Raw genomic sequence first — 15,385 nt, 5'->3', positions numbered from 1 at the left:
GATGAGTAGGACTACCCGACCTACATGGCGGTTTTACTTACCGAAGCCGGCGTTGCGCAGCGCCTCGGCCATCGATCCGCTGGGCGCGCTGGGCTGCTTCGCGGGCTTGGCGGACCGTTTCGGCTGCCCCTGCTTCGGCCCCTGGCTACCGGTATTGGCGGGGCGCTTGCCCTGTCCGCTCTTGGCTTCGTCCTTCAGTCGCAGACTCAGCCCGATCCGCTGACGGTCCACATCGACCTCGAGGACCTTGACCTTGACCACCTGCCCGGACTTCACCACGGTGTGCGGGTCGGAGACGAAGTGATCGGCCATCGCCGAAACGTGGACCAGCCCGTCCTGATGCACGCCGACATCGACGAAGGCGCCGAACGCGGCGACGTTGGTCACCACCCCTTCGAGCACCATCCCGGGCTTCAGATCGCCCACTTTTTCCACCCCGGCAGCGAACGTCGCCGTCGAGAATGCGGGCCGGGGATCGCGTCCGGGTTTCTCCAGTTCGGCGAGGATATCGGTGACTGTCGGGATGCCGAATCGGTCGTCGGCGAAGTCGCCTGGCCGCAGGGACCGCAGCGACCGCTCGTCGCCGATGAGCTCGGCCAGCGTGACCCCGGCACGATCCAAGATGCGCCGCACCACCGGGTACGCCTCGGGGTGCACACCGGAGGAGTCCAGCGGATCTTCGCCACCGTTGATGCGCAGGAAGCCGGCGCACTGTTCGAACGCCTTCGGCCCCAGCCGGGGCACCTTCAGCAGCGCCTTGCGGTTGCGGTACGGCCCGGTCGATTCGCGGTGGGCCACGATCGCCTCGGCCAGCGAATCGGTGACCCCGGAGACCCGGGCGAGCAGCGGGACCGACGCGGTGTTGAGGTCGACACCCACCGCGTTCACGGCGTCTTCGACCACGGCATTGAGGCTGCGGGCCAGCGTTCCGGGCGTGACATCGTGCTGGTACTGGCCGACACCGATCGATTTGGGTTCGATCTTGACCAGCTCGGCCAGCGGGTCCTGCAGCCGTCGCGCAATCGATACCGCCCCGCGGATCGTCACATCGAGATCAGGCAGCTCGTGGGCGGCGTACTCCGAGGCCGAGTACACCGAAGCACCGGCCTCGCTGACCATGGCCTTGACCGGGGCCTGGGCACCCGAGGCCTTGATATCGCTGATCAGTTCGGCGGCCAACGCGTCGGTCTCCCGGGACGCCGTGCCGTTGCCGATGGCGATCAGCTGGATGCCGTGGCGGGCGACCAGAGCGCCGAGGATCGCCTTGGCCTCGTTCCATTTCTGCTGGGGCTGATGCGGGAAGATGGCGCAGAAGTCGACGACCTTGCCGGTGTCGTCGACGACGGCCACCTTCACCCCGGTCCGGAACCCGGGGTCGAGTCCGAGCGTGGTCCTGGTGCCGGCCGGGGCGGCGAGCAGAAGGTCCTTGAGGTTCCTGGCGAATACCTCCACAGCGTCGGCCTCGGCGCGTTGCCGCAGCCGGATCCGGGCGTCGACAGCCGCCGTGCTCATCAGCCGAACCCGCCATGCCAAGCGCACGGTGGTGGCCAGCCAGGCAGTGGCCGGGGCCTTGGCGGTCAGGTTGATGCCGAGCGTCGCAGCGACCATCGCCTGGTACGGCTCGTCCTCGCCACCATCCATGGTCAGAGCCAGGACCTGCTCTTTCTCGCCTCGCATGACGGCAAGGACGCGATGCGACGGCATGGTCTCCAACGGTTCGGAGAAATCGAAGTAATCACGGAACTTCTGCGCGGCCTGCGACTTGGCCACGTCCTCTGACCAGGGCGCGGTGCGGACGGCGCCTTCAGCCCAGAACTTGCTGCGCACGGCGCCGACCAGTTCGGCGTCCTCACCTGCGCGTTCGATGATGATGTGGCGTGCACCGTCGAGCGCGGCGGCGGCGTCGGCGACGTCCTCCCCCAGGAATCCGGCGGCCACCTCCTCGGGGACCAGCGTCGGATCAGCCAGCAGCCGGTCGGCCAGCGGCTCCAGGCCCGCCTCCCTGGCGATCTGCGCCTTGGTCCGCCGTTTGGGTTTGTAGGGCAGGTAGATGTCCTCGACACGAGACTTGGTGTCGGCGGCCAGCAGGGCATTGCATAATTCGTCGGTGAGTTTGCCCTGCTCCTCGATGGAAGCCAGCACGGCGGTGCGGCGCGCGTCGAGTTCACGCAAATACGCCAGCCGCTCCTCCAATGTGCGCAGTTGACCGTCGTCGAGACTGCCGGTGACTTCCTTGCGGTAACGCGCGATGAACGGCACCGTCGACCCCTCGTCGAGCAGTCGCACAGCGGCGGCCACTCGAGCTTCGTCAACAGCGAGTTCCGCAGCGAGACGGGCATTTACGGTTTGAACGGTGGGGCTCGGAGTCACGCGAGGAACCCTACCCAAGACCGCCGACAAGGCGGCGCAGACCCGATGTGGGCCCGATGGTGTGTCGCAGCCGGCCGCGATCCTGAACAACAAAGGTTGCCATACGTTTGGTAACGAACCGGTAACATGCTCGGGGTGGGACGGCATGAGTTAGCCAAACCCAAGCCTCGGCACCGCATGGCGGCCGCCCTGGCTGCCGTTGTGGTCCCCGCGACCGCCTTCCTGACCGCCGGCGCGGCGCCGATCCCCGTGGCAGAAGCTATCGACGGCCCATGCTGCCCCGAGATCGTGATCGCGACGGCCCCGCTGGGCCCGGCGGCGACGGGATCACAGTACGTCCTCGCGTCGTCGGTGGCCGGCACTGAATCCGCCAGTCGCGCTCAGCGCAGGGCACTGCCCGCAGGCGTGGCACCCGAGCGAGGTCTGCAGATCGACACCATTTTGGCAGCCCGAGCGGTCAGTGCGGTGTTCCCGGAGATCCACGATATCGGCGGGGTACGCCCGGACTACCTGAAGTGGCATCCCAACGGGCTGGCGATCGACGTGATGATCCCCGACTACAGCTCGGCCTCAGGCAAGGCACTCGGTGATCTGATCGTGCGCTACGCCCTGGCCAACGCCGACCGGTTCAAGTTGAACCACGTCATCTGGCGCCAGGTCTATTACCCCCGTGGCGGCTCGCCGCACCTGATGTCCGACCTGGGTGACGCCAACTCCAATCACTACACCCACGTGCATATCGCCACCGAGGGTGGCGGCTACCCGACGGGCCAGGAACTGTATCTCGGCTGATCCGGCTACCGATGGCCCTCCACCGTGAAGGCGTGCTCGGCGAATTTGGCTTGGCCCGTAGTCGCGAGATCGGCCAGCATCTCCCCCCACACCGGCGCGAACTTGAACCCGTTCCCGCTGAGCGCGGTGGCCACCACGATCGCGCCGTCGGCGAGCGTATCGATGATCGGCATCTTGTTTTCGGTGAACGATTCGCCGTGCACCGACCAGCGCGACGCGTGCGGGATCAGATCCGGCACCATTTTCTGCACCTGCTCACCGGCCCAGACCAACTGCTCGCGGGTGATGCTGGTGGCCTTATCGTCCCAATCGTCGACCATCGGGTGGTCCATATTGGGCACCACCTTGACGCTGTAGCCATCCAAACTGGGGACGCCGAAGGCGTGCACGTCGTGCAGATCGCGCATGAAGCCGGGGAACCGGTCCGGGGTGAACATCTCGATATGACGGGGCATGAACCAGGTGAGGTTGTAGGTGACCACCTTCACCAGATCGGCCAACTCGGGCAGCAGGCGGGTGGTGAACGGGCCCGCACCGACCACCACCCGTCTGGCCAGCACGTCGCCGTCGGCGGTCACCACCCGGGCGCCGTCGCCATCGGGTTCGATCGCTAATACCGTTGTCTCGTAACGTACTTCGGCACCGTGCGCGATCGCCTGATCGGTGGCCGCGATGACCCCCAACTCGGAGCGCATCGCCCCACCGAGGGTATCCATGACGCCGATATCGCCGTCCTCGACGTAGAACTGCGGGTAGCGCTGGCGCATCGCAGCGGGGTCGAGAATCTCGTGTGGCAGGTCGAATTGGTTGATCGAGCGCAGCGTCGACTGGAGATCCGGGTGGTCCTCCGGGGCCAGGTGCAGGGCGCCGACCGGTAGCAGGATGTCCTGGCCGTAGGCGGCGCCGAGTTCCTGCCACAGTTCGCGCGAGCGCAGCAGTGCCGGGGTGAATACCTGGCCTTCTTTGGCTGCGACCCGGAACAATCGGGACTCGCCGGCGTAGGCGCCGTTGGTGTGTACGCGACCGAACTGCTCGATGCCCAAGACATCAACTCCGCGTTTTGCCAACTGCCACAACGCCATTGACCCCATCGAGCCCAAGCCGACAACGATGACATCTCTACGGGTGACGCTCATGCCAGTTCCGGCCTTTCCCAGAGATTGAGGGTGGTACCGATGCCCTTGGCGATGGCGTTGCGGTACAGCGTGGTTCCCCATGCCACATCCTCGACGGGCATCCCGCCGATCGACAGCAGGATGATCTCGTCATCGCTGCGGCGGCCGATCGCGTCACCGGCGACGATGGCCCCGAGATCGACCAGGTCCGACTTGTCCATGACACCGTCGCGGATCATGTCGAGGAACTTCGCGCCCAGCAGCGAAACCTTGTTGTGCGCCGGGTATCCCAGCTCCGCCGCCCACGCCTCGTACATCCGGGTGTTATCGGCCACCTTGCGCACGTCAGGTGTTTGCAGCCCCTCGTCGATATTGCAGATCGACGGCATGCTCACATACGCGCCGGGTTTGACCCAGTCCCGCTCGAGTGTCGGATATGTCGCGGGATCACCGCCCTTGCCTGTCGTGCAGAACGTCACGATATCGCTGTCGCGCACCGCTTCTTCGATGGTGTCGACCTCGGTGACGGTGGTGATCTGCGGGCACTCTTCGGCAACCCAGGCGGTGAACGTCTCGATGCTCGCACGTTCGCGGCCCTTGAATTTCACCGTGTCGATCTTCGGACATTCGGCCAGGAATGCCGCCAATGAGCTGCGGCCGATCACCCCCGGCCCGACGATGCCGACCACGCGCGAATCCGGTTGGGCCAGATAGCGTGCGCCCACACCGGGGACGGCACCGGTGCGGTAAGCCGACAGCAGATTCGCCGACATCAGCGCCAGCGGCGCGCCGGTATCGGTGTCGTTGAGCATGAACATCAGAATCGAACGGGGCAGACCCTTGTCCTGGTTGGCCAGATTGGAGCCGTACCACTTCACTCCGGTCGTGCCGAAATCTCCGCCCAGGTAGGCCGGCATCGCCATGAAACGACGATCGGAGGTGTTCTTCGGCATCGCCGGAAACGGTGACTCGTCGGGAAAGTTGAGCAACGCGCCGTGGGAGTCGTTGTTGGGCCCTGCCATCCGATAGTCGCCGCTGTGCAGTAGCGCGAAGGTTTCCTGCATCGCGTCGACGCACGCCCCCATATCGGTGACGCCCGCGGCGATCATGTCTGGCTCGGACAGGTAGAGGAAGTCAATAGCGGTGTCTGGCAACGAAGTATCTTTCTCAGGAGGCGATACACGACGAACGAGGGCAACATTACGTCTGTAATGTTTCAGCCTTACGTTTGTAATGTTTCGGGAGGCATCGCCTATGTTCAGGGGAAGTTAACGCAATCTGGGAGGGGGAGGTACGTGCACGTCGACGCTGAACGCCCCGGTTACGGTCGAGGCCGCGATGCTCTGGTTGCCGCGACCATTCGTGTCGTGGCGGCCCAGGGCGTGCGCGGGCTGACCTACCGCGCGGTGGCCACCGAGGCTGGGGTCACCCACGGCACCGTGCAGCACCACTTCGCCAACCTCGATGAACTCCTCGAAGCGGCGCTGGAGCATTGCGTCCACGTCAGCCTCGACGGCTCATCCCAGCCGCCCCAGAGTGGTCTGATCGACGACTACGTCGCGACCCTCGGCGAGTCGGTCCGGGCGACGCTCGACGAGCAGGTCTTCCAGTTCGAGCTGGTGCTGGAATCTCGGCGGCGTCCCGAGCTGCGTCCACATATCGACCGCTACTACGAGAACTACCGGGCGGCTACGCGTGACTCGCTGCAACGGATGGGTCTGCCCTATGACATCCACACCGTCGACGTCATCTTCTCCGCGCTCGACGGTCTGGTGTTTCGCGCCGTGACCCTCGGCGGTAGCGAGCTGAACAATCTGGATGCCCAACTCGACCGTTTCCGGGAAATGCTTCATGAGCTCCACAAGGTGTCGACCTCCGACCCCCCGCAGTGATCGGTCCTAGTCGGTCGGTTTCGCGGCTTCGGCGCTGACGGCGGCTGGTTCCGGTGCTGGTACAGGGTCGGGGCGCAGAGCGGCCGGCCGCAACCGCTCCGGCAGAGCGAACAGGACCCCGCCGCAGATGATGAGCACGGCGGCAACGCAGATGCCCGCGGTCACTGCGGACATGGCCGGGAAGAATCCCTCGATGAGCATGTAGGCGCCGAAGATCAAGAACAGCGCGGCCGCGACCACCTGGATCAACTTCTCCGGCAGGTGCTTGCCCGCGACGGCGCCAACCAGGATGGCCAGCCCGTCGGCGACGACCATGCCGATGGTGGAACCGATCCAGACTCCCACCCAATCATGTTCAGCGGCAAGGGTAATGGTGGCGAGCATCGTCTTATCGCCGAGCTCTGCAAGGACGAATGCGGACATCACCACGAAAAAGGCGGGCGCAGTGGCCTTTTGAGCCTTGCTGGCCTCTTCATCGCTGAGCTTGTCGCCGCGCAGGGTCCACAGTCCGAAGAACACGAACATGGCACCGGCGATGATGCCGAGAAGGTGTGTCGGTAGCGCCGCGCCGAGATAGTGGCCGATCGCAACCGAAAGCACGTGTACCGCGGTGGTGGCCGCGGTGATGGCGCCGAGCACCACCCACCAGCGGTAACGCAGCGCAAACATCATTGCGACGAGCTGGGTCTTATCGCCCATCTCGGCGACGAAGATGACGGCGAAGCTCAGCAGTAAGGCGGAAAGCACCCACACACTCCCTGTTCGGGTGGCTGCCTTGGGAGAGGTCTTCAGACGCCTCCGGCCGGCAACCAAAATGGCTGTACGACCGAAGGTCTCGCCCACCGGCACATTCGCCGGTTCGGACAACCGGGCCACATGATTTCGTCAACGCGGCCAGTATGTCGATTATCCGATTGGGGGCTACTCCCCTTCGCTTGTCGCTACTTTACGCGTAGGGGTCCTCGACGCGCAACTCGACCGGATCGAAATGCCCATGGGCGCAGCCTTTTTGGGACCTATCCAAAAAATGTTGGGGTACCCGAATAATTCTGAACGAGGGCCCGTACGGTTGGCGATATGGCGAAGATCGTCGGTACGTATGCGGCCATCAAGCACTACGAGCTGATCGCCGACGAGGTCGACCGTCGCGTCGATCCAGCTGTGCCGCGAGTCATCGATGCCCTGCACGCCGGTGTGCTCGGACCGCAACCGTGGACCGGGGTGCAGGCGACCATCGCCGGGGCCACTGAGCCGGTCTTCCTCTTCGGCCGTCGCGAGTTCCGCGCGGTATGCGGTCAGTACGTGCAGTTGATATTGCCCGAGCCATTTGACCCCGAGATTGCGAAGGCGTGCCCGCAATGCGCGGAAACCCTCGCAGCCCTCGCACAGTGACCTGGTAGTAAATACCCATGGCAGACGCAGACGCCGCAGCAATTCGGGCCGCCCGTGGCGATTGGGCAGACGAACACCTGCAGACATATCTCAGCTCCGGTGGTACCCAGGGCCACATCCTGGACCTCAGCTCGGTTGGCGGTCACGCGGTGACCACCCACTGCCTGATCAAGTGCGTGGGCCGCAAGTCCGGCAAGGTGCACGTCAAACCGCTGATCTACGGCAACGTCGGCGGCGAGATCGTCATCGTCGCGTCCAAGGGTGGCGCCGACGAGCATCCGTCGTGGTACCTCAACATCCGCGACAGCGAGAAGATCGGCGTCCAGATCGCCACCCAGGCCTTCGAAGCGACGTGGCGCGAACCCGAGTACGAAGAACGGCATCAGGTGTGGTCCTACATGACCCATCTGTACCCGCCCTACCTGACCTACCAGCTGTCCACGACTCGGCATATCCCGGTGGTGATGCTCAAGGTGGTGCGGCCCATCGAGGTGTTCACCGCCGACGCGGATTGACCGACACACAGGGTTTGCGAAGTTCACCACGCTAGGTCAACCGTGACATTAGGGTGCTCTTCGTGAGAAGAGGCGTGTTAGCTGGCGGCCGTGGCCGCTGGTTGGCGCTCGCCTCATCGCTGGTGCTGGCCAGCGGCATGATCTACGTCCAGAGCACGGAGTCGCATCCGCTGGTCAGAAGCGACGCCAAGACGGTGGCCGCCGGCCCGCCGGCCCTGGCACCCGCACCGGAAGCTGCCACGAATGCGCCTACGCCTGGCGAAGCCGAACTGTTGGCGGCGAGCGCACCTGTGGCTGCTCAAGATTTCCAGTTTTCGCTGCCTGCCGGCGTAGCACCCGAGGGCGGGTTACAGGTCAAAACCATCTGGGTGGCCCGCGCCATGAGCGTGATGTTCCCCGAGATCACCACCATCGGCGGGTACCGCCAAGACCCGTTGAAGTGGCATCCGAACGGGTTGGCGATCGATGTGATGATCCCGAACCACAGCTCACAGGAGGGCATCGACCTCGGCAACCAGATCGCCGGGTTGGCGCTGGCGAATGCCAAACGGTGGGGTGTGCTGCACGTGATCTGGCGACAGGGCTTCTACCCCGGCATCGGCGCGCCGAGCTGGACGGCTGACTACGGCAACGAAACCGCCAACCATTTCGACCATGTCCACATCGCCACCGATGGAGGCGGGTATCCGACCGGGCGCGAGACCTACTATCTCGGGTCGATGAAAAACTAACGATGAAGAAACTGACTAGCTGATCTGTTTCACCAACGCGTGCAGATCAAGCAGGTCCCATACCGCTGCGAATTTGCCGTTCTCGAGGTGATAGTGGGTGAACTCCGAAACGCTCACCCGACGGCCCGTCGCCTCGATGCCCTGGAATGTGCCCCGATGGGTGCCGGTGACCGCGAAGTGCACCACGATGTTGTCGTCGTCGACAACGATGTGCCGTATTTCCCAATGCCAGTCGGGAAAGGCGGAGATCAAAGGCGCGAACTGCGCCTTCACTGCGGTCGGGTCCATGGGGGCGTCGTTGACCGTGATCGTCGGGGTATAGAACGACGCCATTCCGTCGAAATCGTGCGCATTGCACAGCTGAAGATACGACTGGTACAGCGCCTGGTATTCGTCGAGCCGGGTCGGTTCTGGGCCGTTGTCGGACATGGGACAAGTTCTACACGACAGCGTTAGACGAGAGCTTCGTCGATGACATCGGGCACCGGTTGCGCGACCAGCCCACGCCAGCCACAGGCGACCACCACCGCCGACAGGCCGGTGAATACCACGGTCACTGCTACTCCGGCCGGGACACCAGACCTGTCCACGACGTATCCGACGGTCGCCGCACCGATCGCCCCACCGATCAGCAGCGCCGAACTCAACCAGGTGAACGCCTCGGTGGCAGCGCCTTTCGGGCTGAGGTCGCCGACCAGCGTGTACGCACTGCCGAGAGCGGGCGCGACCGGCACCCCCGCGATCAGCATGAGTATTGCCAGTGGCACTTCGCCGTGAATGACCAAGATGAGCGCCAGCAGAGCGGTGTGCAGGATCAGTGCCCCGCCAAGTCGTCGTCGCGTCCGTCCCTTGGTCGGGACTGATGACGCCCAGACCCCGCCGATCACCGAGCCGACCGACAACAGTGCCAGCGCCCAGCCCGAGAAGGCGGGCGCGTAGTCATAGTGGGCCGTGATCGCCGTGATCACCAACGTCAGACCGCTCCAGCCGGCACCGATGAACAAGAATGTCGCGGTCAGAGTCCGCACCCCAGGCACCCGCAGTGGACGTTTCTTCTCCGCCGTCGCGTACACGTCCCGGCCCGACCCGCGTTGTCGGCGCGATGCCTGTGAGCTCGCGAATACCGCGGTGCCAACAGCCCCTGCTCCGGCCGCAAGGTAGGCCGATATCGTCGGTGAGCCAAACGAATTGGCGTATACGACCAAAATTGGGCCAGCGAAGAAGACGACCTCTTGCAGCACAGCATCGAGGGTCAGGGCGCGTTCTCTGAGCTCCGCGGTGGGCAGCAGCGCCGGCCACGCCGTACGCACGCAGGCGGGCATCGGCGGCAGGAGCATGCCGGCCAACCCTGCACATATCACGGTTGCGGTGAGCTGATGCTGGGTGGCGAAATGCACCATCGCCAGTACTGACAGCGGCCAGCACGCGGCGAGCGGTAGCAGGACTCGTGTCTGGCCGACTCGGTCGATGACGCGACCCATCAGCGGGCCGAATATCGCCGACCCTGCCGAGTTCACCGCGATGACGGCACCCACCGCGAGATAGTCGAAGCCGCTGTCGCGGAGCAGAAAAACCTGGACAAGGCTCATCATGCTCAGCGGCAATCGACCGATCAGGCCCGCCGATACCGGCAGTATGGAGCCGTTCATCGTCAGCGGCGCGAGCTGCTTCGCGACCGTCAAGGATCCTCCTGCCACACGGTGTGCGTGCTGTTTCTATCCGCAGAACCTTGTCCGGTCAAACGCACACGGGTCAGTGCAATCGCGGCGCCAGATACGAGCGGTCTCGGCGCCTAGCGGCGCGTGCCGCCATCGCCGAGAAGCGGAGTTATAAGTCATCGCCGTGACGATTGGACGTCCGGCCGATGACAACGGGCAATATATGGCCTCGACCTGTAGCAATCACCATCGAAAAGTCGCGAGTTCCTTCCGAGGCGTGGTAGAAAAAACCTGCTTTTGCTGACATAGATTTTCGCCATCGGGGGCGCAGCAAAATTGGATACCGGTCTCCAGGTTTTTTGCAGGCCGGCTGTGGGTATAGACGCGACGTTGCAGTGCACGGTCTTGTCGAACTCTTTCCAATTGGGTGGGGGCTATGAAGGCTCGGGGAAGTATCGCCGCTCTGGTCGCGGTACTGGTCGCGACTGTGGCGTATGCCTATGGCTCGGGCTCGATCCTTGCCGACGCAAACGCTGCGGACTCCGGCCCCATCCCTACTGCAGCAGTACCTGTGCACGACACGGGCTCAGCCCCATCGGCGCTGGCACCGCCGGGGCATGCGCGGGTCGGCACGGCTAACGGAGCACTCACCCTGGATGGCAGCCCGTGGTGGCCGGCCGGCTTCAACGCCTACGAACTCGGCACCAATTGGGATGTCAACCAGGGCTGCGGAGCCCAGGTCGATCTGGATGACTACTTCGGATCACTGCCGCCCCGTTCGGTCACCCGCTTCAACGCTTTCAAATCACAGGCCACCAACAAGCGCACCGGTATGCAGGATTTTCAGGCGCTCGACGCAGTGTTCGCCGCCGCGAGCCGCCACGGCCAGCTCCTCATCGCGGTGCTCGCCTCCGGCGAAGGCGCCTGCGAGGACGGGGTCTTCAAAGACCACGACTGGTTCACCGGCGGGTGGCGAGCCAGCACCGGGGCGTCGTATGCACGCTGGCTCGACACCGCGGTCACCCGATGGAAGAACTCGCCCGCCCTGGCGGGCTGGGAACTCGTCGGCGAGCCCGAGACCAGCTTCTGCTCCGACAGCGCATGCCAGTGGCAGCAGCGCTCCTGTCCCGACGACGCGGCCGCTACCCTTCGCTCGTTCTTCGACGCTGCCGGTGGCCGGCTCCGCGCACTGGATTCGCACACCCCGATCTGGGCGGGCCTCGCCGGTGGCGGTCAATGTGGAACGGCGGGCGATGACTACACGCTGGTTGCCGACTCACCGTCGATCAATGTTCTCGACTTCCACGATTACGGCCCGACGGGTGTTCTGCTGTCCGGCGACGAGCACAACGGCGTGCAGCGCCGCCTGGAACAGGCCAAGTCGGTCGGAAAGCCATTGGTGGTCGGCGAACTGGGACAGCCGGCCGGCTCATGCGGATCGCTGACCGACCGGGCGAACTTCGTGGCGCAGAAGGTGCAAGCTCAGCGTGAAGCGGGGTCGGCGGGGGTCATGCTGTGGAACTACGTGCCGGATCCGCGGCCCACCGAATGCACGATGGACGTCGGCCCCCAGGACCCCCTGTTCGACACTCTGCGCGCTCTGCAGTCCGCAACGATCTGACCTTGCGTCATCGGCCTGCCAAGGCGTCGGCGTGGTGGCGAGTCAGCGATGAATACAGCGGCACGATGCACTGACTGACAATATCGCGAATGTCGTTGTCGCTGAGCCGTCCTCGAATCAGCACGTCATGCATTAAGAGGTCGAACGGTAATTGCAGAGCCCGCGCAGGTAGCTCTGCGCCGCCGAGTTCGTGGCGTCTTCGTGCGCCGTCCAGAAGCGGTGCCAACATCTGCGTCGCGGAGGCGAATAGTTGGCTCTGCATCTGCTGAGCCGCCTCGTCGTCCAGATCGGCGAGCAAGCCCAGGATGGCGTTGCGCTTGTGATCACTGAGGTCGTCCCTCATCTGGGACAACAGGGAGGTGAGATCGCCCGCGAGTGAACCCGTGTCGGGTACGTCGGCAACAACAGAGGCTAATTCTCCACTGATCGCGCTGACGACCATCTGCGCTTTGGTCGGCCACCTCCGGTACAACACCGTCTTGCCGGTACTTGCCGCCGCAGCGACACCTTCGAATGTCAGGCCGGTGTATCCATGCGCGTCCAGCTGCTCGATGACAGCCACCCGAATTGCATCTTCTAGGACTGGCCCACGCCTACGGTTCACCATGACATTCTGACCCACCAACTTAAGATACGTTGCGTTTCTTCAAATCGCGGCCTACTATGGCGAAAGAACAAAGCAGTGCTAAGCAATCAACACAAAAGGCAGGTCAGCCATGGTGCACACCAGCACACTCGCCACCACAGACGTTGCGACTATGCCCCGCGGCGGCCCAGACGCCTCGTGGATCGATCGCCACCTGAGCACCAACCGGCCGGAGTACACCGACCGCTACGACGTTTCGGACGAGACCAAGCAGTACGTCATCACTGCGCTGGACCGATTGGGAACCAGGACAGGCGCACATCGAACAATTGCGCAGATGGCACTGGATTGTGTCGCCGGAATCGACGAGCCCCGAGTCTTGGAGCTGGGCGCGGGCCACGGCCGCCTGAGTGAGCATATTTTGGACTTGCACCCGAAGGCGCGGGTGACCATCAGCGACCTCGACCCGAAATCTGTCGCCAACGTGGCCGGCAAGCCGCTAGGTCGGATAGCCAGAGTTACCACCAAGGTCCTCGACGCTACCGCCATCGACGAGCCCGACAACTCCTTCGACGTTGTGTTGCTTGCCAATGCATTTCACCATCTGCCGCCGGAGACGGCGGCCAGGGCGATCGCCGAGGCCACCCGCGTCGGGCGCACCTTCTTAGTTGTCGACCTCAAGCGGATGTCACCACTGAGGTTGATCCTGAGCCCGTTGGTGGGGTTGGCAGTCATGTCGGTGATGGTTCACCCGTGGGCCGCCACCCTCGCGGTGTGGCACGACTCGACCATCAGCGGGTTACGGGCATACAGTCCTGCTGCCTTCCGCGCCTTGGCACACGCCGCCGATCCCACACTGCAGGTCGACCTCCGACCCGTCCGCCGCGGACAGCCTGGAACCATCGGCGTGGCCTTCAGCCGGGCGGGCGGGCGGCGTCGCACATGACACGGGCACCGCTCCTCCTTACAAACTGGTAAGTTAGTTCGATGACTCAAACCAGTGCTGCCACCATCACCGATCCGACTGCTGCCGAAGCGTTCCTGGCACGTTGGACGACCGCCTGGAACGACCACGACGGCGATGCCGTCGCAGCGTTGTGCGCGGAAGACTTGATCTATGACGAGCCCGCACTTGGTGACACGGTTTACGGCCGTGATTCGATCCGCGATTTCGTCACCGGTATGGCCACAGCCTTTCCGGACTACCGCTTCACCCGGGTGGGCCTCTACATCGAGGTTCGTCGGCCCGCGCTCGTGGTGGCGTGGACCATGACTGGCACCCTCGCCGACACCTCTCGCACACTGCTCATGCATGGAGACGATCGGTTGGAGTTCGGCGAAGACGGACTCATCCGTGCCTACCGCTGTCTCTACGACCACAAGCTGGTGCGACGCGTGCTGCGTGGCGACGCGACGTGACCAACGGCGTCACACGCGGCACCCGAAAGCCGGCGTCGGTACGGCGCGCGGAAATACTGGCGGCAGCGAGCATCGAATTCGCCGAAGGGGGTCTGGCCGGAGCACGATTGGAGGCGATCGCAGCCCGCTGCGAGGTGTCGCATCCGCGCATAGTGCAGATGTTCGGCTCTAAACGCGCACTGTTCATCGAGGTTGTCGATGCAGTTTTCGATCGGGTCGCCAGAGTCTTCAGCGAGACGCTGACGTCTGCGCACGGCAACGGTCCCAGGCTGGTGACACTGGGAGACGCCTACCGACGATTATTGCAACGCGACCGCACCGTCGCCCTGGTAATGCTGCAGAGCTACGCGGCGGCCGGGGACGATATCGTCAGGGACGCCGTATCCCGCCGCTACCTGCAACTGCAACGTACGGTCTCTGATCTCACAGGGGCCGATGAGCGCCAGGTGCGAACCTTCTTCGCGACCGGTCTGGTGATCACCGTATCCACGGCGCTGAAGTTGCCCGGAAAGCGGACCGACATCGCCTGGAGCGCTGAGCTTCTAGCGCTTACTGCGCGAAGCTAGCGCACCTGGGGACGGAAGAGGGGCGGCCACGCGAGGCTCGTGTCAAACGAAGAGCTGACAAGTCGAGCGGGATCAGTCGCAGTAGACGTAGCGCAGCAGAAGCTGACTCAGTTCGTCGACGAATTGGTCGATAGGAATCGGTGGTCGATCGACGGTGTAGCGGATGGTCAGCTGTGTGGTGGTGTGCACGACGAACCACGAGGTGGTGTCGAGGTCTTCGTGTCGAAGCCGGCTGCGGTTGGCGAGCAGTTGGTGATAGACGAGGTCCCGTCCGCGCGCCAGCAGCGCAGCCAACATATCCGTGTCACCGAAGCGAGGGACCTCTTCCACGGCGATCCGCAGCAGATCCGCTTGAGTGGCCAGGGCATTCACCAGGGTGGTGAGCGCGGCCTGCGTGCCGTCTTCGGGTGAGCGCCCGGCCATGCTGCGGAAGACGGTAGAGATTTTCGTGCTGACATCTGCGACGAAGCGGTCCACGACGGCCGTGATGATGGCGTCCTTGTCGGTGAAGTATTGGTAGAGCGAACCGGGGCTGACCCCGGCCGCCCGGGCGATCCGATTGGTGGAGGCACCGTCGTATCCGTACGCGATCAGTACGCGAGCACCAGCCTCCAAGATGCGTTCCACCGTCGCCCGCGAGCGCTCCTGCCGCGGCAGTTTGCGCGGGCCGGGACGGACGACGGACATCATCGCAGTGTGGCACAGAACACGAATTGAAAGCGAGCTAT

Annotated in this window: 17 protein-coding genes; 9 read left to right on the top strand and 8 right to left on the bottom strand. The window is 64.2% G+C overall.

Going from position 1 to position 15,385, the window contains the following annotated elements:
• Window positions 1-33: 33 nt before the first annotated feature.
• A complete protein-coding gene (locus ADBZ9O_RS17470) occupies window positions 34-2,370 on the bottom strand; it encodes a Tex family protein (protein ID WP_526523989.1) in 2,337 nt (778 codons plus the stop codon).
• Between the two features lie 135 nt (window positions 2,371-2,505).
• On the opposite strand from ADBZ9O_RS17470, the gene ADBZ9O_RS17465 reads away from it, so the two are divergent.
• On the top strand, window positions 2,506-3,162 hold the full coding sequence (locus ADBZ9O_RS17465; protein WP_526523987.1) for a VldE C-terminal domain-containing protein: 657 nt from the start codon (window positions 2,506-2,508) through the stop codon (window positions 3,160-3,162).
• 5 nt (window positions 3,163-3,167) lie between these two features.
• Here ADBZ9O_RS17465 and solA read toward each other — a convergent pair whose 3' ends face one another.
• On the bottom strand, window positions 3,168-4,298 hold the full coding sequence (gene solA, locus ADBZ9O_RS17460; protein WP_526523985.1) for an N-methyl-L-tryptophan oxidase: 1,131 nt from the start codon (window positions 4,296-4,298) through the stop codon (window positions 3,168-3,170).
• Window positions 4,295-5,386, bottom strand: a complete 1,092-nt coding sequence (locus tag ADBZ9O_RS17455; protein WP_526533246.1) for a tyramine oxidase subunit B — start codon at window positions 5,384-5,386, stop codon at window positions 4,295-4,297. Before ADBZ9O_RS17455 ends, solA begins: the two co-directional genes overlap by 4 nt.
• 186 nt (window positions 5,387-5,572) lie before the next feature.
• Between ADBZ9O_RS17455 and ADBZ9O_RS17450 the strand changes: the two genes are divergently transcribed.
• Window positions 5,573-6,169, top strand: coding sequence for a TetR/AcrR family transcriptional regulator (locus ADBZ9O_RS17450; protein ID WP_526523983.1), 597 nt, complete (start codon window positions 5,573-5,575; stop codon window positions 6,167-6,169).
• Between the two features lie 6 nt (window positions 6,170-6,175).
• Here ADBZ9O_RS17450 and ADBZ9O_RS17445 read toward each other — a convergent pair whose 3' ends face one another.
• Window positions 6,176-6,916: a TMEM165/GDT1 family protein gene (locus tag ADBZ9O_RS17445; protein ID WP_526523981.1), complete on the bottom strand. Its 741-nt coding sequence runs from the start codon at window positions 6,914-6,916 to the stop codon at window positions 6,176-6,178.
• A 330-nt stretch (window positions 6,917-7,246) separates the two neighbouring features.
• On the opposite strand from ADBZ9O_RS17445, the gene ADBZ9O_RS17440 reads away from it, so the two are divergent.
• The 3 genes from ADBZ9O_RS17440 to ADBZ9O_RS17430 are packed head-to-tail and all read left to right on the top strand — an operon-like array spanning window position 7,247 to window position 8,807.
• Window positions 7,247-7,561 carry a hypothetical protein gene (locus tag ADBZ9O_RS17440; protein WP_526523979.1) on the top strand — a complete coding sequence of 105 codons (315 nt, stop codon included), beginning with the start codon at window positions 7,247-7,249 and terminating at the stop codon, window positions 7,559-7,561.
• Window positions 7,562-7,578: 17 nt separating this feature from the next.
• Window positions 7,579-8,076 carry a nitroreductase/quinone reductase family protein gene (locus ADBZ9O_RS17435; RefSeq protein ID WP_526523977.1) on the top strand — a complete coding sequence of 166 codons (498 nt, stop codon included), beginning with the start codon at window positions 7,579-7,581 and terminating at the stop codon, window positions 8,074-8,076.
• Between the two features lie 47 nt (window positions 8,077-8,123).
• Window positions 8,124-8,807 carry a VldE C-terminal domain-containing protein gene (locus tag ADBZ9O_RS17430; protein ID WP_526533244.1) on the top strand — a complete coding sequence of 228 codons (684 nt, stop codon included), beginning with the start codon at window positions 8,124-8,126 and terminating at the stop codon, window positions 8,805-8,807.
• A 15-nt stretch (window positions 8,808-8,822) separates the two neighbouring features.
• Here the strand turns inward: ADBZ9O_RS17430 and ADBZ9O_RS17425 are convergent, their stop codons facing one another.
• Window positions 8,823-9,236, bottom strand: a complete 414-nt coding sequence (locus ADBZ9O_RS17425; RefSeq protein WP_526523975.1) for an ester cyclase — start codon at window positions 9,234-9,236, stop codon at window positions 8,823-8,825.
• Window positions 9,237-9,259: 23 nt separating this feature from the next.
• The gene (locus ADBZ9O_RS17420; protein ID WP_526523973.1) at window positions 9,260-10,489 is read right to left on the bottom strand and encodes an MFS transporter; all 1,230 of its coding nucleotides are present in this window, start codon (window positions 10,487-10,489) and stop codon (window positions 9,260-9,262) included.
• A 412-nt stretch (window positions 10,490-10,901) separates the two neighbouring features.
• Between ADBZ9O_RS17420 and ADBZ9O_RS17415 the strand changes: the two genes are divergently transcribed.
• A complete protein-coding gene (locus ADBZ9O_RS17415; RefSeq protein WP_526523971.1) occupies window positions 10,902-12,086 on the top strand; it encodes a glycoside hydrolase family 5 protein in 1,185 nt (394 codons plus the stop codon).
• 7 nt (window positions 12,087-12,093) lie between these two features.
• Here the strand turns inward: ADBZ9O_RS17415 and ADBZ9O_RS17410 are convergent, their stop codons facing one another.
• Window positions 12,094-12,648, bottom strand: coding sequence for a TetR/AcrR family transcriptional regulator (locus ADBZ9O_RS17410; protein WP_526523969.1), 555 nt, complete (start codon window positions 12,646-12,648; stop codon window positions 12,094-12,096).
• A gap of 154 nt (window positions 12,649-12,802) precedes the next feature.
• On the opposite strand from ADBZ9O_RS17410, the gene ADBZ9O_RS17405 reads away from it, so the two are divergent.
• From ADBZ9O_RS17405 to ADBZ9O_RS17395, 3 genes are read left to right on the top strand one after another with little or no spacing between them, the layout of a single operon-like run.
• Window positions 12,803-13,618 carry a class I SAM-dependent methyltransferase gene (locus tag ADBZ9O_RS17405; protein ID WP_526523967.1) on the top strand — a complete coding sequence of 272 codons (816 nt, stop codon included), beginning with the start codon at window positions 12,803-12,805 and terminating at the stop codon, window positions 13,616-13,618.
• Window positions 13,619-13,659: 41 nt separating this feature from the next.
• A complete protein-coding gene (locus ADBZ9O_RS17400; protein ID WP_526523965.1) occupies window positions 13,660-14,091 on the top strand; it encodes a nuclear transport factor 2 family protein in 432 nt (143 codons plus the stop codon).
• Window positions 14,088-14,657, top strand: coding sequence for a TetR/AcrR family transcriptional regulator (locus ADBZ9O_RS17395; protein ID WP_526523963.1), 570 nt, complete (start codon window positions 14,088-14,090; stop codon window positions 14,655-14,657). Before ADBZ9O_RS17400 ends, ADBZ9O_RS17395 begins: the two co-directional genes overlap by 4 nt.
• A 72-nt stretch (window positions 14,658-14,729) precedes the next feature.
• Here the strand turns inward: ADBZ9O_RS17395 and ADBZ9O_RS17390 are convergent, their stop codons facing one another.
• A complete protein-coding gene (locus ADBZ9O_RS17390; RefSeq protein ID WP_526523961.1) occupies window positions 14,730-15,347 on the bottom strand; it encodes a TetR/AcrR family transcriptional regulator in 618 nt (205 codons plus the stop codon).
• Between the last annotated feature and the right edge of the window lie 38 nt (window positions 15,348-15,385).

It is taken from the genome of Mycobacterium sp., from assembly GCF_965229105.1.
GTDB lineage: Bacteria > Actinomycetota > Actinomycetes > Mycobacteriales > Mycobacteriaceae > Mycobacterium.
This window is presented reverse-complemented; position numbering and strand designations above follow the sequence as displayed.